Origin of the sequence: Roseburia sp. AF22-2LB, from assembly GCF_003461125.1 — a bacterium.
Classification (GTDB): domain Bacteria; phylum Bacillota; class Clostridia; order Lachnospirales; family Lachnospiraceae; genus Roseburia_C; species Roseburia_C amylophila.
In genome coordinates this window covers 206,095-229,483 of sequence record NZ_QTWM01000004.1, presented here as the reverse complement: position 1 = coordinate 229,483, position 23,389 = coordinate 206,095, and the positions used below count along the sequence as shown (strand labels likewise).

Here is a 23,389-nt window from a genome sequence, read left to right as displayed (position 1 = left end):
ATATATTACCTTACATGCATTTTTATCAATATCAGATTTTATCAGATCTGCATCCGGGTAAAAATGTCCCCATTGAGTCGGATTTCCGGACTTTATCATATAATCCTGTGCATATCTGTAAATTTTCATAATTTGCTCTAAATCTGCTATTTCAGCATTTTTCACATTCAGCATGCCTTTTATTTACCTCCACATTTTTCTTATGTTACCCAATTCTTCTGTCGTCAAGCAGCTACTCTTCCTCTGTATCATACTTCACTTTCCAGAAAAAGAAAAGGTACTGCAAAAATACAGTACCAAGTTTTTTGCCACTTCTTTCCCCATAAACCGTCCGCCGCTTCCAAACTCTCTGCTGATTGTAATGATTCTTTTTGCCATAGCTGACTCCTCCTTAACTTAAACTTTCCACTTTATTCTTCCGGATTCTCTTTAAAAATACATATCCCACAAGGCATGCAGCAATCTCTGTTATCGGGAATGCCCACCAGATTAAGGAAACGTCCATCTGTCCATTTCTGACTAAACTGGAGAAAACACCTGCCAGCGGTAATATGATGACAAGCTGTCTGAGCAGTGAAATCACAAGCGACTCCAAACCGCCGTCCAATGCCTGATAAATTCCCTGATATGCTACATTGATTCCGGCGAAAATAAAGCTGATAGAAATAATTCTCATGGCTCCGATAAAATATTCCCTTGACTGTCCTGCATTAAATAATGTTGCAAAAGCCCCAGGGAAAATTTCTGTAATCGCCACACCCACAATCATAAGCACAATCGTATAGATTAAGCCATATCTGATTCCATCCTGAATCCTCTTCTTGCTATGCATTCCATAGGCAAATGCAATAATCGGCGTGATTGCATCTCTAAGTCCAAAGGCAAGGAAGAGTACAAACTGCTGTACTTTATAGAACAATCCATATGCGGTCTGAGCCGAAGGACTGAATTTTAAAATCAGATTTATCACATAAACCATAATAGACATAAGCGCCTGTCCAATAATTGCCGGAAGTCCGATTGCATAGATTTCCCTGATAATTCTGCCCTCTGGTTTCATAAACTTTACACCATGCTCAAATTCCTTATTTAATTTTACATGGAAAATAAATAACAATGCTGCTGATACCACCTGTCCGATTACGGTTGCATAGGCTGCGCCCTTTACTCCCATTTCAGGAACCGGTCCGATGCCATAAATCATAATTGGGTCAAGAATAATATTTACCACTGCTCCCACAACCTGACCAATTGTTGAATAAATGGAACGCCCGGTTGCCTGTAACAGTTTCTCAAATAGCGAGAAGGAAATAATTCCAAATGAAATCACACAGCATATTCTTAAATAGCTTGTCCCCATTGCAATGACTTCCGTATCAACGGTCTGGGATGAGATGTATGCTTTTACTCCAAACATTCCAAACAGCAGACATACTGCATAAATAATCACTCCAAGAAATAAACTGTTTCCTGCAACTTTTGCAGCTTTTTTACTTTTTCCCTCTCCCAGTGTTCTCGCGAGAAGTGCATTGGTTCCCACACCGGTTCCGATTCCCACTGCTACCATAAGCATCTGAACCGGAAATACTAGTGTAAGTGCATTAAGTGCAGCCTCACTTCCTGATTTCATGTTTCCTACAAAGGCACTGTCTACAATGTTATAAACCGCCTGCAATGCCATAGATAAAATCATCGGTATTCCCATCTGCACCATAAGCTTATTTACCGGCATATCCTTCATCTTGTTACTTTCTGCCATCTTAACTTAATCCTCCTTTTTCCACCTGCAGAAGCTGCCACTGGAAGCTTCTTACGGATATTTGGCAATATAAAAAGTGCGCACCTATCTTATAAGTTGGACTTACGCTGATAAGCTACACACTTTTTCATTGCATTATAAAATTACAAAAACGAGCAGCAAAACTGGATTTACGCAATTTTGCTACTCGTTCAAAAGTCATTATATTTTTCTTTTTGGAAAAAGTCAAATTATTTTTCTCTCGTTTTATACTCATCCCATGTTCCACCATATATGCAATTTTCAACGTAAGCCATGCCTAAATTGTAACCTCCACTTACCTTTCTCATTATTTCCTTATCCAAAATCTCAAAGTACTTACTATTATTTATTTCGGATCTATCACCAAAGAACACTTATCATCTCCTTCCATACTAAAACTCCAAACTATCCTCATTGAGCAGAAAATATTTCATGCCCATGATCACAAAGCCTTCCTCATTTCTCCAAGGCTTTTTTGTTCCATTTACTATAACAATCTTCTTAAATGAATCCGGAATATTTCGGAGTGAATTAAGTTCCTGTGTTTGTTTTTCCTCAGAAGTCATATCATAAGCCACCTGAATGTAATATCTCTGACTGCCCTGGTTTACTACAAAATCAACCTCTAGCTGCTTATGAACTCTCTTTCCGTCACTATTCTTTGCAAATACATCCACAATACCAACATCTACATTGTAACCACGCACAAGCAACTCATTATAAACAATGTTCTCCATAATATGAGTCGGCTCCTGCTGTCTGAAGTTTAGTCTGGCATTTCTAAGTCCTATATCCGAAAAATAGTATTTCAGATTGGCTCCTACATATTTTCTCCCCTTAATATCATACCGGTCCGCTTTAGAAATCAAAAATGCCTCTGCCAAATAATCAATATGATTGGATATAGTTTTATTACTGTAATTGATACCTCTCTCACTTTTGAAAGTATTTGATATTTTTGTTGGATTGGTAGGTGCTCCTATGGCAGAAGCAAGAATGTCCACCAAAGTTCCAATCTCATCAACATTTTGAATTTTATTCCGCTCTACCACATCCTTGATATAAACATTGGTAAAAATATTTTTAAGATACTCAGCCTTCTGGCGTTCTACAGAAAATTGTGCCACTTGTGGTAAACCACCGTATATCATATATTCTTCCCAAGCATCATCATAATCTCCATCATAAGCCGCATAGAACTCTGCAAAAGACAACGGATAAATTCTTATTTCATCTCCTCTGCCTCTAAATTCAGTTACAATGTCACTAGATAAAAATTTAGAATTACTGCCGGTTACATACACATCAATGTTACTGATACGAAGCAAACTGTTCAGCACTTCCTCAAATCGTGGCATAAACTGTACTTCGTCCAAGAGCAGATAATACTTCCGGTCATCTTCCACCCGTTCTTTAATATGCTGATAACACTTCTTTGGATCTCTCAGTTCCTCATTTTCAATGCCATCTAAAGCAATCTCAATGATGTGGTCATTATCTATGCCACTCTCCAGTAAATACTTCTTAAACAACACAAATAACAGGAATGATTTGCCGCATCTCCTGATTCCTGTGATAATCTTAATCATTCCGTTATCTTTTCTTATCTTTAACTGTTCAAGGTATGAATCTCTCTTAATCTCCATAGTGTCACTCCTTATTTTTGTGCATTGCACGAATTTTGGTAATGTTATTTTATCACTAAATTATTTTCACTTCAATAACCATTACTATTTTTTGTGCATTTGCACTTTTTTATGTAATGATTATAGATAATATGCAAAAAGGATACCTACACCATGTCCTGTAACACGATATAAGTATCCCTTTGCTTGATAACTACAACACATATAAATAGACTCTCAGAGATTAATCAATTTTTCCCAAAATCTATAATTTGACGGGTATTCCAAACACCACAAATCTTCTCCTTATGGAATATCCAAAGTATGGTTTTCGCTTTTGGTATAATATTGTGTTGCTTCCTGATTCCCCATTCTAACAGTAAAGAAGCCATTTTCTATGCCTGCATGTTTCATAAATTCATCAATATCATCATTAGAATAAGTCAATCCTACATATACAGGATCATCGTTCATCATATACCGCCAAAAAAGAGCATATCTCTGAGCAACTGCATCATGCTCTGCTCCCCGCATATGTTCCGAGTAGGGAACCCCAACACCCTTGTCATTTGTAAATAATGCATGCTCTTTTCCGTCTGAAGAAACATATTTGAAGTAATGATTCTGTCCGAAATCAATTATATTGTTACAAGCTTTTATTTCTAATAACTTATTTGTATCTATTTTAGGAATCTGGTCTGCTGTAAATCGAACACCTGCAACTTCATATGTTTCTCCATGTTTTCGTACCTTAGAGCTGTCATTATTGATAACCAGCAACAACAAATCAGAAATATAACTATTTTTTTCTGATGCAAACGATGAATATATCTCTGAATAAGCTACAGAATTATTACCTCTCACATATAAATCAATCATCCCATTTTGCATAGTTTGTTACCGTCTTATTGGTAACCTTAAGTTCTTTGCTGACTTCAATAGGCGTGAACTCTCTTTTGTAGTTCTTCATGAGCAGCAAGAGCAATTCTTTTTCTCTACTTTTTAGATACGAAAGGCTTCCTTCCAATTTTTCGCTGTTTGAGCTCTCCGGCAATTCACAAACCTTATTTGAATACAACAGTACCATGCGAAGGAAATAATACACTATTTTTTCACTATTTTACATTATTCTTTTCACTATCTTCTTCCTGCTCCTGCCCTCCCAGAAACGCCTTTATCTTCTCACCATCCTCTGGTCGGATTTCTCCGTGGGAATTTCCATCAAAGGTGATATATTCGTAGGTCTTTCCTGCCTGCTCTAATGCTTCTGTTAATTTATCTGCCTGTGCAACGGATACTTTTTCATCTCCGGTGGCATGAATGATAAGCAGCGGTGTATTAATTTCATCCGCCCAATAGGTTGCAGAACGTTTCTCATATTCCTCCGGCATCTCTTCCGGGGAACCGCCTACCAAAGAATCGAATATGGTCTGCATATCACTTCTTTCCTCATATGACATAAAGCAATCGGAAAGGCCAGATACGACAACTGCCTTATGCACCCGCTCATCCCTTCTTAACACTTCATAAGTCATCATTCCGCCTCTGGAAATACCCATCATATTTATGGCATCCTCATCAATATAGGAAAATTGCTCACACAAATCCAAAATCCGGACCACATCATCCACATCTGCTCCGCCAAACTGGTCTTCTCCTTCACTGCTTCCACATCCCCTATAGTTTGATGCAATGCAAATGGTATGAAGCTGATAGGCATAAAAGCAGATTTCTATATTTTCCAATGCTCCGTAATCCTGATTTCCACCATGATTATAAATAAGACAGGAAGTCTTTTTTCCATCCAGTAAATCTTTTGGTGCACTGAAATATCCTTCAATTTTCAATCCATCGCTATCATAATAAAACCGATAAGATACATATTCTGATAAATCGATTCCTACCTGGCTCTCATAATCTTCCATATCTATTTTTTCATATTCTGTAATTCCAGCCTGACGAAAGTTCTCTTCTACCAGCTCGTCTGCGTCCAAAGACTCTTTATCCGCAGGTGCAGTTTCTGTTTCCGATTCTGATTCTGATTCCATCTGCGTCTCTGTTTCCGTTTTATTTTCTGTCTCAGTCTTCGTTTTATTTTTTTTCTGATTTCCTGCCACTACAACTCCAATCACTGCCAGAATAACAATTCCAAGCAGTACCCCCATTCCAATAACCTTTTCCTTTTTCATAATTTTTGCTAAACCTCCCGCCTTGCCGCTTCGATTTTCATCTTCCCTAACTCCTTTATCCTCTATTCTATAATCTCATACTGCATCAGTTCGTATTTTAACTTGCTTCCCTCCATAATTTCTGCCGGAAGAAGTGCTCTTGCCACAAGTTTTAAATCATCTGAAGCAATGTCTGTCCTCTTTAAATTTGCATAGTCTCCATCGATGGATACGACTTCGTAATACCATGTTCCCATATTCTATAGCTCCCTTCTTGTTAAAATATTTGTAAAGGAGTGGGAAATATGATGCCGGTTTTCTTCCGGCGGAATGTGATGTAATATCCACAGTATTTACCGGAATGTGGATGCATGATAAAGACTGTTAGGGGCACTTGGAATTTTGTCTGACATCAGGCAACGCTGGCACAGGGATGTGCCAGCGAGGTGCATCTGAGCATGGATGCGAATTTGCACCGGTTGCCAGAAAAAAAATAAAATTTAAATCAAAATTCTTAGTACCCCTTACAGTTTTTATGCAACATTCACATCCGGCAAATGCTGTGGATATTCAAACACTACCGTCGAAAGATTACCACCAGTCTCTTTCCCACTCGCCTTTCAAATCATTTTATCAAGAATTATAGCAGATTTTCGTAAAGAATGCCACTTCTACTGATACACCCACAAATCCCGGATCTGGCTCATAAGGTCTTCTATCTTCCATGCCTTATTACTGTTCTTTTTACTATTGGAATCATTCACTGTTATTTTTCCATCGGAATCTACTCCTGTTAAAACAACAAAATGTCCAGATGTGGTAAAATCTCCCGGTCCCATGATACAGATAATCGGATGTCCCTGGGATAATTCCTGCCGGATACTGTCTTCGCTGAGACTCAGCTCCTGTGCAGATAAGCCAAGCTTTGTGGCAAGTTCCGTCATCATACTCCAGGAAGATCCGCTTCCATTGACATAGAAGCCATCCTCCTGTGCCATCTGGGCAACGGCATAAGGATTCATGGAAGTATCTCCGGTCAGTCCCACATAAACCATGGACAATGCCGTCGGACCACATCCTGTAATTGCAAGGAAATTATCTCCATAGGTTCTATAGCCCCAACGCTCGTCCCACTGAAGGAAAAGCGGTATTTTACCATCTGTTACATCCGATGAAATATCAATCGGCTGCTCGTTGTTTCCATTCTTCTTATAATCAAGCACAAACTGTCTTGCTTCTTCATTTTTCTCGTAAAGTTGTACCAGGCTTTCCGGATACCCCTCTGCCGTAAGTGTTGCCTCTGATTTTACATTCCAGTGATTTAAGAAGCCTTGCACAAATGATGTTCTGCCCGCGGCAAAAACTACCAGCAGAATTACTGCTGCCACAAATATCCTTTTGATTCTTCGCATTCTTCTTGCTCTTTTCCGTTGTATGCTCCGCTTTCTTATTTCTTTTGCATGCTGCGTATTCCGCTGTCCGGCTGCTCCTGATTGTTGTAAATTTCGTTGTCCTTCCTGTTCTGACTGCATCATAAAAAACACCCCTTTTTCATTCTTTACTCTTAGTAAAGCACACGAAAAAGGAGTGTTCTTAAAGATATTCTATTTCATTTCTTAGATTATTCTTAACAGAAAAATAAATTTCTAAATGATATATTAATATTTACCAGTCGCTATCCCAGTCAGATGAATTAGAATCCCAGCTGTCATTGGAATCCCAGTCATATCCACTGTCTGAACTGCTGTCCGATCTGTCTGAGCCATAATGCTCTTCATAATATCTGCTGTCTTCAAAATTGGTAATGCTGTTATCCCAGTCATAGCCATTCTGATAAGTCATTTCATAATCAGAACGGTTATTTAAAATATCATCCGGTACCTCATCGCTGTCTATCTTATCATAGTCATAACCATCATATTCGAACCAGTTATTGTGGCTGTGAACGTAAACCGTATTTTGGTACTGGTAATAACTTGCCTTCTTGTAATTATGTATCGGAATCAGAATGATTAAAAAGCACATCAGGAAACAAACGGCACAGGTTAAGAATTTCTTTCCGGCAAATCCCTGATATATCTTTTCAAATACCGTGCTTTTTTCCCTTAACCCACAAACAATAAGGTCTAATATCACTGCCACAGGTGCTGCGGCAATCAGTGCAATAAAAAGTGCTGTTCCAATTCCCCGGTATAATGCATCCAACACAAAGAGTACAAAGGAACCAAAGAAGAAAAGAAAGAATGCTCCAATCCCGGCAAAGGTTCTTCCTATTACCTTTCCTGTTGACATTGGCTTTCTGTTATTTCCATAACTGCTTCTTACATTTCCGGCCCGATTATGTTCCTTCTGGTTTAAGATTTCCTCTTTTAACTTAAGATACAGTTCATTTACCGCATAGGCTTCATCCGTTCCCTGATAGCGGATTGCCCGCTCGCCATTTGCCTTGTTCTTATAGACAATAACATTCTGTCCTTCCCGGTAAATACCAAAGGCCTTGGGCTGTGTGTAATTGATTCCGATAAAGAATCTCGTCACTTCATAAGGCGGCAGATTCCGCGCCTGATACCACTGCTGCAATTCTTCAATGGTTTTTGGCGTATGGTCTGCAGTACGCTTTACTGCCTGATTGGTGGCTCCACAGTAAGGACATTTCTCATCTGTTTCCTTAATGATGGAGCCACAGTATTCGCATTTAATCTCCATAGCTATATAAACCCTTTCTCCATAAAACTCCTGTTACTTTTTATACTATTCTATTCTTCCACCCGATGCAAGCCCATTTAGAACAAAGAATATACCCTGGCACACATCAAAGTCTCCGGTCAGTCTTTGACTTTTCCATTCATCCGCATAATTACAGCAAAAATTTTATCTCTGCTAAAAATTCCCGCAACATATTATTTGGAAGATAAACCGGTGTAGACTTTGCTGCTATCCCACAGATATTGTCCAGTCCATATTTTCGTGCAATCTGCTTTGCCCGGAACAGATGAAAATCATTGGTGATAATTCCAACGGATGCCCCATCTTTTATCAGTGCCTTGCTGTACTCCATATTCTGCTCTGTATTTAAGGACTTATCCTCTAAGAGAATCCGGGACGCATCAATCCCCTGTTCTTTTAAATACTGTGCCATTCCTTCGGCTTCGGAATATGGTTCATTTGCACCCTGTCCGCCGGATACGATACAGATTGTCTTTGGATTATCCTCTAAATATTCCACTGCCTCATCCAGTCGGTATTTTAACGCAGCACTTGGTCCGCTTTCCCTCACCTGTGCCCCCAGCACAATAATATAGTCAAGTCCCGCTTCGCCTTTTTCATGCATCTGACTTATGATACAGCCTTCTACGATGAAAAATGCTGTAAATCCCACTGCAACGACAGCAATACAGATTCCCTTAACCAGCCGGGGAACTTTCTTCCAGAAAGATTTCCAGACAGAATACCCAAACAGGAAGAAAAGTACCGCCAGCCCAATCCACACAAGAAAAAATGATGTTCCGGAACCCGTTGCCAGTACCATCCCCGAATAAACAACACAAAGTAGCGCCAGTACCGTAAATATCAGAAATGTTATTTTTTTCTTCATGCCCTCTCTCCTCGTTTTCTCACAACAACCGGTATCCAGGTAATACAAAGGAATAAGAACAATGCTCCACCGGAAAGCAATGCTCCCAGTTTCAGATTCGGTGTTGTATATTTTAATATAATATCATGGCTGCCTTCTTTTAATGGAATGCTGATAAACGCATCGCAGAAATGCTCATAATCCACTTCTTCCCCATCCACAAAGACATGCCAGCCTTCATCATCCGGCACGGACAGCAAAAGAGTTCCGGCTTTTTTTACGTTGATGCTGCCTTCGATTCTGCTGTCACTGTAGGATTTTAACTCCATGGTCTGCTGGGATAATGTATGATATGCTGCCTGAAATGCTGCATCATTTAACCGGTAGCCCTGCACCAGTATCTGATCCGTATCGGCAGAAGTCAGCGTAATATCTTCCCCAGCCTCACAATAGCCCAAATCCAGTAAATAGACATGGTCACATTTAGAAAATGTCCGCATGCGGTTTCCAGTGGTTGCGGTAATGGTTTTGGCATCCTTCATCGTATAATAGCCATAATAATAGCCACTTTCCGTTACCTGAATCACCGTTTTTCCATCATGTAATTCTGCATCTACCGGCTCTAAAAGATTCTCCGTTGCACCAAGGGCATAGGCGAGTTCATTCTGTGCCATTATCGGTGTTCCAAGGGTAAAATCCCACTTTTCCGTCAAATCACTATCTACCATAAAACCAAGTGGCAGTGTATAAGTATTTTCATATAAATATATGCCATTCTGTTCTGATATCAGACTTCGATACGGACTTTCCTCTTCTGCACTGTCCGTCAGGATATATTTTACCGAAAGCAGCGAGGAAGTAAGCATCGTTGCACCATTATAGCAGTAATAATTCTTACCGCCTTCCATTCCCATCTCCCGATAGAAATCTGCCACATCTTTATTTATAAGAGAAGAAAAAATAGATGCGGATGCATAGTTTGAAAGTGCCGACTCATTCTTCGTCATCCGGTTAAACTTATCCATACGGAAGAAACCGTCATCCTCTGCTCCTGCTGTCTCCGCCAGTGTTTTATAATCCTCTAAATGCTGGGTATACAGCGTCCGGCTGGTAGTAGAAATACTGGTCGTGTCAAGATTTACGCCTGCCTCGGCACATACCAGAAGCACCGCAAATATCGATACGATAGTCCGCATCGTCTTATCCTTCCGCCGATAGAATAACAGCAGAAGTGCATAACCTAAAATCAAAAGTCCTGTTAAAAGCATCTGCTCCGGTGTCACCTGCTCTAAATCTGTAAACCGGAAACATAAAACCAATACCAGCTCCGCTAACAGGAATGCAAATAGGATTTTAAAAATGCTATTGCCTCTTTCTTCCCGCACTGCTTCATAACCTAAGGTCAGCAGTAAAAATGCAAATAAAAAGGTCTGTCTTGCCGGAAGTCCATCCGGAAAATGAAAGCCATGCCAGATAAAATCCAGTTTATTATTTGCAAAGCTCACAAAGAAAAATGCCACCAGTAAGAGTCTTGGAATCTTTGCACCAATTCGAATCCTGCGATTCAAAAGATAAAGGAATAATAATAATAAAATTGCCGCTCCGCAGTAAAGATTTGGCATATGTCCTACCGTAGAAGACGGCTCGACACCAATGCAGAACCTTGCTGCTTCATCCAGCAGGCCAAAATACCACTCCATTTTTTCCGGAAAAGAGATTCCACCGGAACCACTTCCGCTTAACGCCACAATCTCCGGCAGAATCAGTATTGCTCCCATACCGCCTGCCAGGATGGAGCCGGTCGCAAATTTAAGAATTGCTTTTCCTATTCCGCTTTTCTGCTCTAATATCAGAATCACAAAATAAAGCACCAGATAGATACAGACCATAATGGAAATATAGTAGTTTGAAAGAATCGAAACCGCCAGTGTTACCACATAAAGCGTCATCTTCTTTCCTTCTACCAGTCTTTCCAGACCCAGCAAAATAAGCGGCAATAACACCACCGTATCCAGCCACATAATATCCCAGTTATAAGCACACATAAACCCGGATAACGCATAGAATACCGCAAATAAAGCAATGCGATATCCATTATCTTTATAATGCCGGTTTAAGTAAAATGCAAAAGTAAGTCCGCTAAGTCCAGTCTTAATTAGAATCAATACCGTCATAAATTCGATTACCAGATTAGACGGACATAATAATAACAGCCAGTTAAAAGGACTGGAAAGATAATATGCCATCAGGGATACAAAATCTGTACCAAGCCCCAGATTCCATGTATATAATAACCCGCTTCCGCTCTTTAACTTATTCATGAATTCCGTAAAAAACGGTGCATACTGGTGATACATATCAATATGCAGAAAACACTGATTGCCAAAAGGATAAATCTCATGGCCGATGCAGACTCCCAGTGCAAGAAAAAACGGAATGCAAAAAGCCAGTATTAACGGCATCTTCTTATTGTTTTTGATTCGAAGTAATCTTTCCTTCATTTCTATTTTTCTCCATCCCAGTCAAATAAAATATAATACTGCAACGTCTGATAATTAAGCCACGCATCACTGCCTTCTGCTTCCGTATGCTGCGTGGAAATCAATGGCATCTCCTTCTTTTGTTCCAGTAAATAATTCTGATAATCCGACAACGGAATTCCTGCTGCTTCCATCATCTGTGCCCCCAGATAGTTGGCACTGCTCTCCTGATTTACCGCCTCATCAATATCATAATTTGCCCAGATAACATAAGGCACCTTATAACGAAGCTGATTTTCTTCTTCTGTTAAATCAGAGGATGATTTGCCTTCCAAATTCCAGATTGGCTCCACCACCGCATCTGTCGGCTGGTGGTCACCAAAGAATACGATAACCGTAGGTTCGTCCTGTGTCTCAAAATAATCAATCAGCTTTTCCAATGCAGCATCCGATAATTTTACCAGGGTCAGATATTCCGATAATTGGGCAGATACCGTTCCATCTACTGTAACATTTCCCTGAAGATTCTGATAGCCGTCGGTATATGGGCTGTGATTCTGCATGGTTACATTAAAGATAAATGCCGGCGTTCCTGCATCCTTCTTCTCATATGTCTCAATAATCTTATCCACACAGGATGAATCATCAATATAGCCCCGCTCATAGGTGGAACCATAGAAATCCGTGGAAGAATAAAAGCTGTCAAATCCCAGCAGCGGATATATCTTATCCCGGTTCCAGCCGGACGCATAATACGGATGCATGGCATAGGTCTCATAGCCCAAGCTCTTTAGATAAGATGCCATGCTTGGTGTATCCTTCGTAATATACTGCTGATACGGAATACTACCAGCCGGAAGAAATGCCATGGTATCTCCCGTTAAAAATTCAAATTCCGTATTTGCTGTATTTCCACCCTTCACCGATACATTCAAATATCCGGTCTGGGTATTTTCTGCCCCCTGTTGCAGGCTGTGAATAAACGGCATATAGTCTTCATTTACCGGAAGTGCCTCATCGGACAGGACCCCCAAATCGGAAAAGGCTTCATCCATAATGACGATAACATTCGGAAGCTGGTCTGTTGTTTCTTTCTGATTTGTGAATTCCTTTCCAACATTATTTCTCTGGTCGGATGCCGTCCATTCAAGACCATCCTCATTTTCTAATAATTTCTTTGCCTTTTCAACGGAATATCCTTCCGGCTTCTCCACCTTAAGATACTGCATATCCATAAGAAACGTCACTGCAAAGCCATTTCGTTCATACATGACTGTAGGCGTAAAAAGGAACGGATAAAGCTGTAATTCACTTACCATTGCATCATCCTGTACCATCCAGCCAATTCCTGCCATACAGGCAATAGAAATCACAGCACTGCCTGCACGGAGCAATATCTTTTTCCGTGAAATATGAATCTTTGCATAACGCTCCGTAAATGCCAGAAAGAGCATCAGAAGAATCAATGCAATCTGACGGGGCGGCAAAGTATAATCATAGCCTCCGGCAACACTGGCTGCCGTTCCAAGAGACAGCAAATCCCATGGCACCACCGGAGAACCACGGAAGGAAATGACATAATAATTCGCAATGCTCAATGCAATTCCAAGAATTGTTTCCGTACGAAGTGCAATCACTGCACTTCCGGTAATTGCCAGCAGCAGCCACACAAAAGCCTCAAATAAAATGAGATTTAGAATTTGTGCTCTCCATCTGGTTCTTACAAAAGGATTATATGTCATAAATGCAGTAATATAAAAAAGCAGAACCGGATATCCGAATAATATCGCATATTTCAACCACTTTGGTGCTTCTGCATGATAAATCCTTTTTATGAAATTTTTCTCTTTTCTGCTTTCTTCCTGCATAGCCTGTTTCCTCAACTTTCCATTCTCATTGCCATAACCTGCTGGTACTGCCACTGACAGTTCTTTCCTAAATACCCGGCAACAGAAAAAGGAGTTTCAAAACAACTGTTTTGAAACTCCCACATATTTCGCATGAAATTATACTCTGGATAAATACTCACCAGTTCTTGTATCGATTTTAATGACATCATCCTGCTCTACGAATAATGGAACCATTACAGTTGCACCAGTCTCAACAGTTGCAGGTTTTGTTGCACCTGTTGCAGTATCACCCTTGAATCCAGGTTCTGTCTCTGTAATCTGAAGTTCAACAAACAATGGTGGTTCAACAGCAAATACGTTGCCATTGTGAGAACAGATTTTACACATTTCGTTCTCTTTTACAAATTTTAAGGTATCACCGATGGTTGTCTTATCTAAAGCAATCTGCTCATAGTTTTCAACATCCATGAAGTAATACAAATCTCCGTCAGAATATAAATACTGCATATCTTTACGGTCGATACGTGCCTGTGGGCATTTCTCTGTTGGACGGAAAGTTTTCTCAACTACACCGCCACTCTTGATATTCTTTAATTTGGTTCTGACAAATGCAGCACCCTTTCCAGGTTTAACGTGCTGGAATTCAATAATCTGATAAATATTTCCTTCTAATTCGATTGTAATTCCGTTTCTGAAATCTCCTGCTGAAATCATCGATATTCCTCCTAATTTTCGTTGCTAAGCACCATAAGACGCTGCCATCGGCAGGTTCTTACGGGTATTGGAAAAAATTCTCATTCCAAACTTGTCACTCACTCGTTCTATTCTATAATAAAACAAGCCATTTTTCAACCTTTTTTTGTGACTTTACCCTATCTTGATTCAATTTCATGAATCATGGCAATACGTTTTTCATGTCTGCCACCCTGAAATTCTGCATTCAGGTATGCTTTTACAATATCTTTTGCCTTCTCGATTCCAACAATTCTTGCTCCAAATGCGATGATATTGGCATTGTTATGTTCTTTTACCAGATGCGCAGTTGTTACATCAGAACATACTGCTGCACGGACACCTTTTACCTTATTAGCAGCCAAAGAGATTCCAACCCCGGTACCACAGATTAATACGCCACAGTCTACTTCCCCGGCTGCAACTGCGCGTCCTACTTTTTCACCATACTCCGGATAGTCACAGCTCTCGGTAGAATCTGTTCCGTAATTTACAACTTCATGTCCCATTTCCTCTAAATACTTTTTAATTGCGAATTTCATTTCGACTGCACTGTGGTCATTTCCAATTCCGATTTTCATAATTTTTCTTCCTTCTTTCTCTTCCTTGTATAAAAAAATAACACTATTTTCTCCAGGTATCTCTTTAAAACAATCTGTATTTCTTCTTTCGGATGTATCGGTTTTACCAGAATCGTACGGATTCCTGCGCGGTTTGCCCCATACACATCCGTAAATATCTGGTCTCCCACAAATAACGTATTCTCCGTGGTGGTTCCCATCTCTTCCATTGCCTTAAGATAATTTTTCGTTGACGGTTTTCCTGCCTTGTAAATATAAGAAACATTTACCGCATCATTGAACATCTTCACCCGTGGTTCCTTGTTATTCGATAACAGCATACAATGATAACCCAGCTCTTTTAAATGAGAAAACAGCTTTTTTGCCCGCTCATCCGCCGGTGCTCCGTGTGGAACAAGAGTATTATCAATATCAAAAATAATGCCCCGGTATCCCTCTTCATAAAGTTTATCAAAGTCTATGACATAGGTAGAATCCAGATATTCATCGGGATAAAATCTTTGCAGCATATCCTGTCTCCTTTATTTAATCAGTGCAGAAATCTGTTTAAATACCGGTCCGCCTGCCTTACGTGTCAATTCAAATAAAATAGCTTCCTTAGATGTAATCAGAATGCCTTCCTGTTCTGCTCTCTTTAAACCAAGTTCCTTATCCAGTTCTTTTCTTGAAGATACACAGTCTGCTACGATAACCGGCTGATATCCTGCTGCCTTTAAATCAATGGCTGTCTGAAGTACACAGATATGTGCTTCAATTCCGCAAATCAGGACATTTTTACGCTCTTTATCCATTGCTTCATATACAGCTTCTGTTTCATATGCAGAAAATGTGGTCTTGTCATATGCCACATCACTTCCAATTGCTTCACAAATCTCTGGAATATTATTTCCTAATCCCTTGGCATACTGTGTGGTCAATACCATCGGTATTTCCAATAAATTAAGTCCCTTTAATAATGCAGCAGAATTTGCCACAAGTTCCTCTCTTCCTGACATTGCCGGCAAAATCTTCTCCTGATAGTCAATTACAATACATGATGTATTTTCAGCTAAAATTCTCATTTCTAATCTCCATTTCTGTTTTTTTCATTCTACAGTATAGCAGAAGTTTTCATTCTTGCAAATAAAAAAGAACTTCTAAAATATGATTTTCTAATATGGTCTGAAACAACAACAGTTACATAAAAGATTCAATAACAGCATACTCATGCACCAGCCGCTGCTGCCGGAATATGGCCGTTCATATTCACCGCCTCTGCTCTGATACCAGGTTCCGCCAAACTCTAACTGCTGCTGCAGCTGACGATATTCCATATTACTCGGTTCCATATTGACAGCCTGACTGGCATGCTCCTTTGCCGTTACATTATTACCGCTTCCGGCATTGGCAATTGCACTGTAATAATACCAGCGTGCCGTTCTGTCAGAAATGCCATCTAACACATGCAATGCTTCTTTAAAACAACGATTCCGGATGTAATTTGCAGCCGCCTGCATCTCTACCGATTCACCGGAAGCACTGCTGCCATAACCGCTGTTTCCATATGCACCATTGGTTCTGCCATAGCCAAAACCACCATAACCGTAGGCGCCACCGCCGCCGTAACCGCTTCCATAGCTGTAACCCTGCTGTTTCTGTTTCATAATCTGGTCATACGCCATCTGTACTTCTTTAAATTTTTCTTCTGCCTGTGCACGGTCAGGATTATTTACATTGGCATCCGGATGATATTTGCGGCTCAGATTCCGGTATGCCCGTTTGATTTCTTCATCTGTTGCTCCCGGAGCTATGCCCAGCACTTTGTATGGGTCCATACTACTTACTCCTTCTTAATTCTTAACTTCACTTTGTTGCACTTTTCCTGTCTGCCTTCTGTTTTTCGGCTTTCTGTTTTTCAAGAAGCTTCTGCTGCTTCCGCTCACGTTTCAGTCTGTTGTACTCATATTTCGTCCAGACTCCGGAATATAATACATTCCGCAGAATGTCTGCATGCATAAGAATTGGCAGACGTTCAAAGGACTTGGCACACTCTGACATCATACTGGTCAGCAGCAGCTTCACAAAGGTATCCAGATTCTGCATATCCTCTTTCCGCTGTACCCGGAAAACATTGTATGCATTTTTACGCTTATCTGTTTCAAAATCCTCATAGGCATCCATCAGATAAATAAACTTTCCTAAATAAAATCCAAAATATCTGAGTTCTTCTGCCCATATATCTTCCCGCCATGCAAAAATTTCGCCCAGCATGGTTCCTGTCAGTCCTGATATTTTATCAATATTGGATTCCTGTGCATCCTCTGCCTTACCCAGTTCTTCGATATAGGTTTCTACTGCCTTTACCTGTCTTGGGTATTTTGCCATGATGCGATTATAATCTTTTCCCAGCATTCTGGCAAATGCTTTTTTCGAATAAGAACGATTGTCTCTCCAGTCATCTTCAAAATTCTGGTAGGAAAGAATAATATTCATATCAGCAGCATATTCTGTTGCTTCATTGATTCTGGCTGTCCGTTTTTTCGTCGGATGCAGTGCACATACAAAATCTGTGCTTTTATCCTCCAGCTCATAAAGTCCGGTCAGAAGCACTACCAGAAATGTCATGTCATAGTTTAAAAGCATCTGGCCTTTACGGCCGGAAACCTCCTTTAGTTTCTGACAAAGTCCGCAGTAATAACCCTGGTAAATCTTTTTATTTTCATCTGATAATTCATTACGATTGATATTTACATATCCAAACATACTGCTTCCTCCAAATAGCTACAGCTTAACTTTTCTTTATGAATTCCATTCTGCATTTTGGACAGGTAATGCAGATTTTACCTTTTCCCTTTGGAACACGAACCTTCTGTTTACATCCCGGACAACGATAAAACCGGTAAATCTTACGCTGCTGCCACTGTTTCTTCCATGCATCCTTTTTTACCACCGCACGATATTTTGCATTCAAATACTTCTGATTCTGTGCATACATCTTGGAAATGTTCTTCGAAAACATACGATAATAAGTATACACCAGAAGAACAATTCCAACTATATAAAATATACCAAGGTGACTAAAAATTGAAACTACCAGTAATATCAGTGCAATTCCAAGATATAATCTTGATAACTGATCTACTCCATATCTTCCTGACATAAATCTCGCTAACTTCTCTTTCAAATATAAGACCTCTCTTCTTTTTATATCTACGCACCTGCCACCGGCAGTTCCTTACGGATGCTTACGCAAAAATATGGTGATATGTATGTTCACATATCACCATACCCTGATATTCATCTTAAGTCCCCTGCTTTTCTGTGTCAACAGAGTTATTGTCTTTTAAGAAACATTTTAGAATTACATTAGATTTGATAGTAAGAAACCAAGCAGGGCTGTAAGCCGGGTTATGTTGAAAATGGTCATCTATCTAGGACGGCTGTTGCCAACCGCCTCAAGCAACCTACCTTAAGCTGGCGGGCCACGTCAATGCTTAAATCTGGTCTTGCTTCGAATGGGGTTTACAGAGCCATCTCTGTTACCAGAGATGCGGTAGTCTCTTACACTGCCTTTCCACCCTTACCAGTTACCTGGCGGTACATTTCTGTTGCACTTTCCTTGGAGTTGCCTCCACCGGACGTTATCCGGCATCCTGCCCTGCGAAGCCCGGACTTTCCTCGTCTGTATGTCTTTCGACAATGCAGCCGCGACCATTCACCCTACTTGGTTCTTCATGGTTTTATTATATGGTAACGTTACCAGTTTTTCAACCTTTTTTTGATTTTACGAATTGCTTTTCCGGTCTTATACGATTTCGTTTCCATTTTTCCAATAAAATTTTTTTCTTTTATTCTAATCCAAATCAAACAGCGTTGTTCCTAATATTTTCATAGATGCACTGCTCTGTGGAATGCCCTGGGCATTTTCACCCAGACCATAGCTGTCTCCATAATAGTCAAAGGTACTGACTGCATGAACTGCAATCCGCATATTACCATTGGTAATTGCCTCCTGTACTTTTGTATCCGTCAGATTATGAACTGTGACTTTATACACTTCCCCGCTCTTTAAGCCTCTCAGTCTTCCGGCAGAATCTGTCGTAACCGTATCTCCGTTTACTGCTTCTGTTGTGATATACACCTGATTTTCTGCTGCCTGTACCGGAATTGCAATACTGCTGCCATTCTTATCTACCATGGAATAATCCACACTGATTTCCTTATCCGATGTGACGAGATTCGAATCTGTTATGGTGTAATAAAAACTTACTTCATTTTCCAGTGCCTTATTTCCGATGGCATTATCAGTATGTACATAAACAGCTTCCTTTTCTGCTGAAGTACGGCTTCCATTCTCTAAAAGCTTTACTACCGGATCTTTGATTCTTGTCTTGTACGCTGCAACAATGGTATTAAAGAATAACTGCTTCTCATTCACGTTACTTATTGTACTGTGTCCCACACCGGAATAGGTAATATTTCCAATGTTGTAAATATAATAATTGTTCCGCACATCATTCGGGGAACTGGTATAAATCGCCGAACCATCACCGGATGCACCCAGACAGTACCACACTACAATATCACTGTTTTCATCTCCATCCATATCCTCATCCATATTCAGCTGATAATACTGGTAATGGGTATTAGCTATCGTAATCTGACTGCCAATCTCATATGGATAATGGGTAATCTGTCCATCATTTACCTGGGTTGCATACATGCTGGCATTGTTTTTCAGGTTTCCAAGAGAAACATCATTTCTTTGTGTTGGTAACGGAAGTGTACGCCACATCATGTACTGGTTATAAGCATACTTTGCTTCCGTTGTACACTGCCACGGAGCATTATAATAATAATGGAAATTGATTGCTCCATAAGTATAACCCTGTGTCTGTCCATAGGACTGCTTCTGATTCGTTCCCGGTACATACGCAATATCTTTATCACTTCCTAATACTGCAGAAGTCAGTGCCCCGCTGCCATCCGGATTCTCCCGTGTCGTTACACCACCATGTGCCGTATCAATGGTTCCGGTTGTTATCTCATTGCCAGAGGCATCTGTAGTAGTACTGATGTCTAAAAGCTGTCCTTCCTTTAATAGAAGGGAACGAAGCTGTGCCGCCTGCGGGTCTTTGGAAGTCCGCTCATTATAAGTAATTCCATAACGGTCCATTCCAAGAACACCACGGAATTTCTGGTTTACCATATAGCCCCAGTGACGTTCCACCTGGTTAAAATCTCCTGCATTACCCTGGTTGCTAAGCCAGCCCGGGTTCCAGCCATTATCGCCATCCGGATTATCCTGACAGTACATCTGCTCGGTTGCCACATTGACAAAGGAAGAGGTATCATGGGTAAACAATACACTTCGTCCGCTGACAATATAATCATCTACTGCTGTCAGTGTGTCAGCATTGGTCATATCCGAATAACTGTCCTGGAAACCAAAGATTAACATCTGATAATCCTTCAGCTGTTCAAAGGATGTATATTTGCCATCGAAATCGCGCATTGGAATGGCTGTAATTTCAAACCGGACTCCCTCTGTATTTTCAAAATTGCTGATAAAATTCCGCACGTCACCATCTGTAGAAAGATTAAAGTAACCGCCCCATTCATTATTATTTCCCATAATCTGAAGCACCTTAACAACCTGTACACTATCATCACCAGCTGGTCTTGATACAATCGTATAACCTGTCTTTGCTGTACGGATATAGGCATTGGTGGTCTGAGTCAGTTCCAGTTTCCAGGTCAGCATACCACGATAGTCACCTGGAATGTCTTTCTCAAGATAGTACTCCTGTCCGCTGCTCAACTGATATTCTCCAGCTGCATCCCGGTTGACTTCATTGCCGGAAGCATCAAAAATGATGCAGTCCTTCTGCCGTTCGGAATATGTATCATTTTCGATAAATTTACCATCGGCATTCATATCAAAATAAAGTCCTGCATGATATACCGTAGCCACGCTGGCATCTACGGTACTATCAATCCGGAAGCGGTAACGCAGCGTATAGACTCCGGAATCCTTCTTATCGGTACGGATTTCTACTATTTTATTGCCATAATTGTTATCCGTAGTACGTGCTGTTCCTGTACTTAATGCCGTATCACTCTCTTCTGCTCCGGTAGACGGATTAAGCATGGCAAGTTTAACCTTTGGCATATTAATATAGTACCGGAAGCTGCTCTCATCATTTGGCCTGCCTTCGGTATCCAGATAAAAGACATTATCCTGTGCAAGATTTTCCTTTGCGAACTGATATAGAACAGAAGAATTATCTACCACCTTTGCATTGATTTCACCTTCTGTGGTCACAAAATTCTGTGCAAAAAGAACCGGATATTTCGCTCCGAGGAATTCTTCCAGGTCACGTTTCTTGCTCTCTGTTATATCATTTCCGCTGGCACGGTATACTCCTACATTTCCTACTGTAACGGTAATTTCCTGACGGTCATTTCTATTCTTTGGATTATCATACTGGAAACCACTGATGGTCTTTGTTGCGGTAACGAGCTTACCTAATCCGCTGTCCCACTCATCCCGGTCACCGTATGGGTCTCTTGAGCTGTCCGGATTGCCTCCATAGAGATAATTCGATGTATTATTATCTACATAATCAGTATCTAAAAGTCCGCCAAGAATAGCCTTTCTTAAGAATGCATCCCCGGTATGTGCATAGACCAGTCCGTTCATCAGTGAATCATTATAAACCGTATTTCCTTCAGCATCACGGTTCATATAATCCCCCTGAAGCTTTGCATCAGAATTTCCATTCTCTCCGGCATAACCAAGCCCAAAGTAAACCAGGTCGTATTCCATATTCATGTCTTCGATTTTACCAATAAACTCCGCTGAAGTCATCCGGGTAATGCTGATATTGTCAATGGCAACACCTGTCCAGTCTGCCAGCTTCTTTTTGGTAAGAATCCTGTCATCAGCTGCATTTTCATCAAGATACAGTGCACCCATTGCCGGTTCGATATCCAGCACCCGCAGCTCCTCTTTATCACTAAAGGTTCTCTCATAAGGATAATTTAAAATATACTGTAAGACCATGTTTTTTGAAAGCGTGGTATCAATCGCATCCGCTGATGTACGGAGGGTATTCTCCTGTTCAATCAATGCCCGGACGGATGCAAATCCCTCCGCCTCCTGCAGCTCCTGTGGAAAAGCTTCCAGCAGACCGGTAAATACATGCTGACGTACCCCGTCTGCATCTGTCATTTTCATGCAGTAAACATTATTTTCCGCATAATTAGTATCATTGCCGGTGTAATTGCTGTTTAAAGAAGCGGTATCACATAATTCTGCCGCATCCACAGACTGCGGGTCATCCTTTAACTCCTTCTGGATGCTCCACACCACAAGCTTTGCAATATCAGAAGTATTATAATCAGTAAGTGCACTTTCTAAGACAGTGGAATCAATAAGAACCGGTGCTTTTCCTAAAATTTTCTTATATATTTTATCCACCTGTGCAAGAAGCTCCGGAGAAGAAAGCTGATATTTCATTCCGGTATCATAACCCTGTCCGCCGATATAAATAAAATCCATACTGGATACATCTACAGAAGCAAGTCCAGACTCTGTCACTGCCGTTACTTCCACCTTTAAATCATCCTTGGACAATGCTCCTAATACATAGTCCCGGAACAGGTTATTATTATAAAGTCCACCGGTATACCAGACAGAACCCATCTCCACCTGACAGGACTGATTTGCACTGTCCTCTTCCGCTGTTCCCGGCACAAATGCAAATGCTCCATCCCCTGATGCAGTATATGAATATGGTTTTGCAGCATCTAACTGTGCCAGATAATGTCCATGTTCGGAATCTGCTCCAACATAGTAAAAGTCTGAAATATAGTAATAATTACCACCTGTCATAGGATTTTCAACCGCTTCATAATAACCATCTGTTCCATTATCCCGGTACTCATATGGCTGGTTATATGGTGCTTCATCCTTAAGTGGTGTTCTCCGTTCAAATTCTACTGCATAATCCCCAGTTGCATTATAAGAGAAGGAAACTACATTGGGATTATAGTTTCCGTCATAATCCTGCCGGTAAGCATAATGTCCCTCAGCAGTAATTGTCTCATACTGTTCTTCCGGAAATACCAGCTTCTTGTAGTCCTTCTGCTGCTCCTCTGTCGGGAAAAAAGTCTCCTCATAAGCTTCTGCATAAAGTGGTGTCTTCGATGTATCACCGGAAGCTATCTTCCCGTCCTCCAAACGCTGCTTTAAGCTGTTGATATAATTCATTCTCTCCTGCTGCGTATTTTCGATACCATTCTCTGCAAAGTAAGCCAGCATTCCATCTGCTGCTAGGGCTACCGGCTCACTGCCCGCTGCAAGATAGCCCATTTCACTTTCTGCTCCATCCGGCATAATCTCTAAAATCCGATAGGTCTTATCTTCTGTTGCCATCTTCTGTGCAACGATGCTTTCCACCCCCGGCAGTACTCCGTTTGCTGAAGTCTCTACCGGCCGGAATGCAGCAACCGCAACTGTTATACCGGCTACTGCTGCTACCGTTGCCTGAATGATTCTCTTTCTGGAATTTTTCAAAGAATTCTTCCGTTTCATATATCCTGTCCTCTTTTACTT

At 40.6% G+C, this 23,389-nt stretch carries 19 protein-coding genes, 1 other RNA gene and 1 pseudogene; all 21 read right to left on the bottom strand.

Annotated features, from left to right (window positions below; all coding sequences use genetic code 11):
• Positions 1 to 285 precede the first annotated feature (285 nt).
• Positions 286 to 378 (bottom strand): annotated as a pseudogene (locus DWX96_RS08285) (cytidylate kinase family protein); the annotation flags it as partial.
• 13 nt (positions 379 to 391) lie between these two features.
• Complete coding sequence (locus tag DWX96_RS08280; protein WP_118057233.1) at positions 392 to 1,759, bottom strand: MATE family efflux transporter; 1,368 nt, start codon at positions 1,757 to 1,759, stop codon at positions 392 to 394.
• A 230-nt stretch (positions 1,760 to 1,989) separates the two neighbouring features.
• A complete protein-coding gene (locus tag DWX96_RS14270) occupies positions 1,990 to 2,154 on the bottom strand; it encodes a hypothetical protein (RefSeq protein WP_158561519.1) in 165 nt (54 codons plus the stop codon).
• An 18-nt stretch (positions 2,155 to 2,172) separates the two neighbouring features.
• Entirely contained in the window at positions 2,173 to 3,426 is a 1,254-nt protein-coding gene (locus DWX96_RS08275; protein ID WP_022244062.1) for an ATP-binding protein, read from the bottom strand.
• A 285-nt stretch (positions 3,427 to 3,711) separates the two neighbouring features.
• Positions 3,712 to 4,284, bottom strand: a complete 573-nt coding sequence (locus tag DWX96_RS08270; protein ID WP_117841976.1) for a hypothetical protein — start codon at positions 4,282 to 4,284, stop codon at positions 3,712 to 3,714.
• A gap of 236 nt (positions 4,285 to 4,520) precedes the next feature.
• Positions 4,521 to 5,594, bottom strand: coding sequence for an alpha/beta hydrolase family protein (locus DWX96_RS08260; RefSeq protein ID WP_118057232.1), 1,074 nt, complete (start codon positions 5,592 to 5,594; stop codon positions 4,521 to 4,523).
• Between the two features lie 62 nt (positions 5,595 to 5,656).
• Positions 5,657 to 5,830, bottom strand: coding sequence for a chorismate--pyruvate lyase (locus tag DWX96_RS08255; protein ID WP_117698093.1), 174 nt, complete (start codon positions 5,828 to 5,830; stop codon positions 5,657 to 5,659).
• 414 nt (positions 5,831 to 6,244) lie between these two features.
• Positions 6,245 to 7,108: a C39 family peptidase gene (locus DWX96_RS08250; protein ID WP_242988760.1), complete on the bottom strand. Its 864-nt coding sequence runs from the start codon at positions 7,106 to 7,108 to the stop codon at positions 6,245 to 6,247.
• Positions 7,109 to 7,238: 130 nt separating this feature from the next.
• Positions 7,239 to 8,279 (bottom strand): zinc ribbon domain-containing protein, encoded by a 1,041-nt coding sequence (locus tag DWX96_RS08245; protein WP_118057231.1) that lies wholly within the window; start codon positions 8,277 to 8,279, stop codon positions 7,239 to 7,241.
• 151 nt (positions 8,280 to 8,430) lie between these two features.
• Positions 8,431 to 9,168, bottom strand: coding sequence for an ElyC/SanA/YdcF family protein (locus DWX96_RS08240; RefSeq protein ID WP_117698091.1), 738 nt, complete (start codon positions 9,166 to 9,168; stop codon positions 8,431 to 8,433).
• A complete protein-coding gene (locus DWX96_RS08235) occupies positions 9,165 to 11,648 on the bottom strand; it encodes a YfhO family protein (protein WP_118057230.1) in 2,484 nt (827 codons plus the stop codon). Before DWX96_RS08235 ends, DWX96_RS08240 begins: the two co-directional genes overlap by 4 nt.
• Before the next feature lie 2 nt (positions 11,649 to 11,650).
• On the bottom strand, positions 11,651 to 13,549 hold the full coding sequence (locus DWX96_RS08230) for an LTA synthase family protein (protein WP_242988759.1): 1,899 nt from the start codon (positions 13,547 to 13,549) through the stop codon (positions 11,651 to 11,653).
• An 84-nt stretch (positions 13,550 to 13,633) separates the two neighbouring features.
• Positions 13,634 to 14,191, bottom strand: a complete 558-nt coding sequence (gene efp / locus DWX96_RS08225) for an elongation factor P (protein WP_022244047.1) — start codon at positions 14,189 to 14,191, stop codon at positions 13,634 to 13,636.
• Positions 14,192 to 14,349: 158 nt separating this feature from the next.
• Entirely contained in the window at positions 14,350 to 14,790 is a 441-nt protein-coding gene (gene rpiB, locus DWX96_RS08220) for a ribose 5-phosphate isomerase B (protein ID WP_022244046.1), read from the bottom strand.
• Positions 14,787 to 15,299: a YqeG family HAD IIIA-type phosphatase gene (locus DWX96_RS08215; RefSeq protein WP_118057229.1), complete on the bottom strand. Its 513-nt coding sequence runs from the start codon at positions 15,297 to 15,299 to the stop codon at positions 14,787 to 14,789. The genes rpiB and DWX96_RS08215 overlap by 4 nt, the downstream gene beginning before the upstream one ends.
• Positions 15,300 to 15,311: 12 nt before the next feature.
• A complete protein-coding gene (locus DWX96_RS08210; RefSeq protein WP_022244044.1) occupies positions 15,312 to 15,851 on the bottom strand; it encodes a hydrolase in 540 nt (179 codons plus the stop codon).
• Between the two features lie 90 nt (positions 15,852 to 15,941).
• Complete coding sequence (locus DWX96_RS08205; RefSeq protein WP_022244043.1) at positions 15,942 to 16,604, bottom strand: J domain-containing protein; 663 nt, start codon at positions 16,602 to 16,604, stop codon at positions 15,942 to 15,944.
• Between the two features lie 28 nt (positions 16,605 to 16,632).
• Entirely contained in the window at positions 16,633 to 17,532 is a 900-nt protein-coding gene (locus DWX96_RS08200; protein WP_118057228.1) for a DUF5685 family protein, read from the bottom strand.
• A gap of 25 nt (positions 17,533 to 17,557) precedes the next feature.
• Entirely contained in the window at positions 17,558 to 17,953 is a 396-nt protein-coding gene (locus tag DWX96_RS08195) for a hypothetical protein (protein WP_117698086.1), read from the bottom strand.
• A 199-nt stretch (positions 17,954 to 18,152) separates the two neighbouring features.
• Positions 18,153 to 18,496, bottom strand: an RNA gene (gene rnpB / locus DWX96_RS08190) — RNase P RNA component class A.
• 126 nt (positions 18,497 to 18,622) lie between these two features.
• Entirely contained in the window at positions 18,623 to 23,368 is a 4,746-nt protein-coding gene (locus tag DWX96_RS08185; RefSeq protein ID WP_118057227.1) for a DUF5057 domain-containing protein, read from the bottom strand.
• Positions 23,369 to 23,389 lie beyond the last annotated feature (21 nt).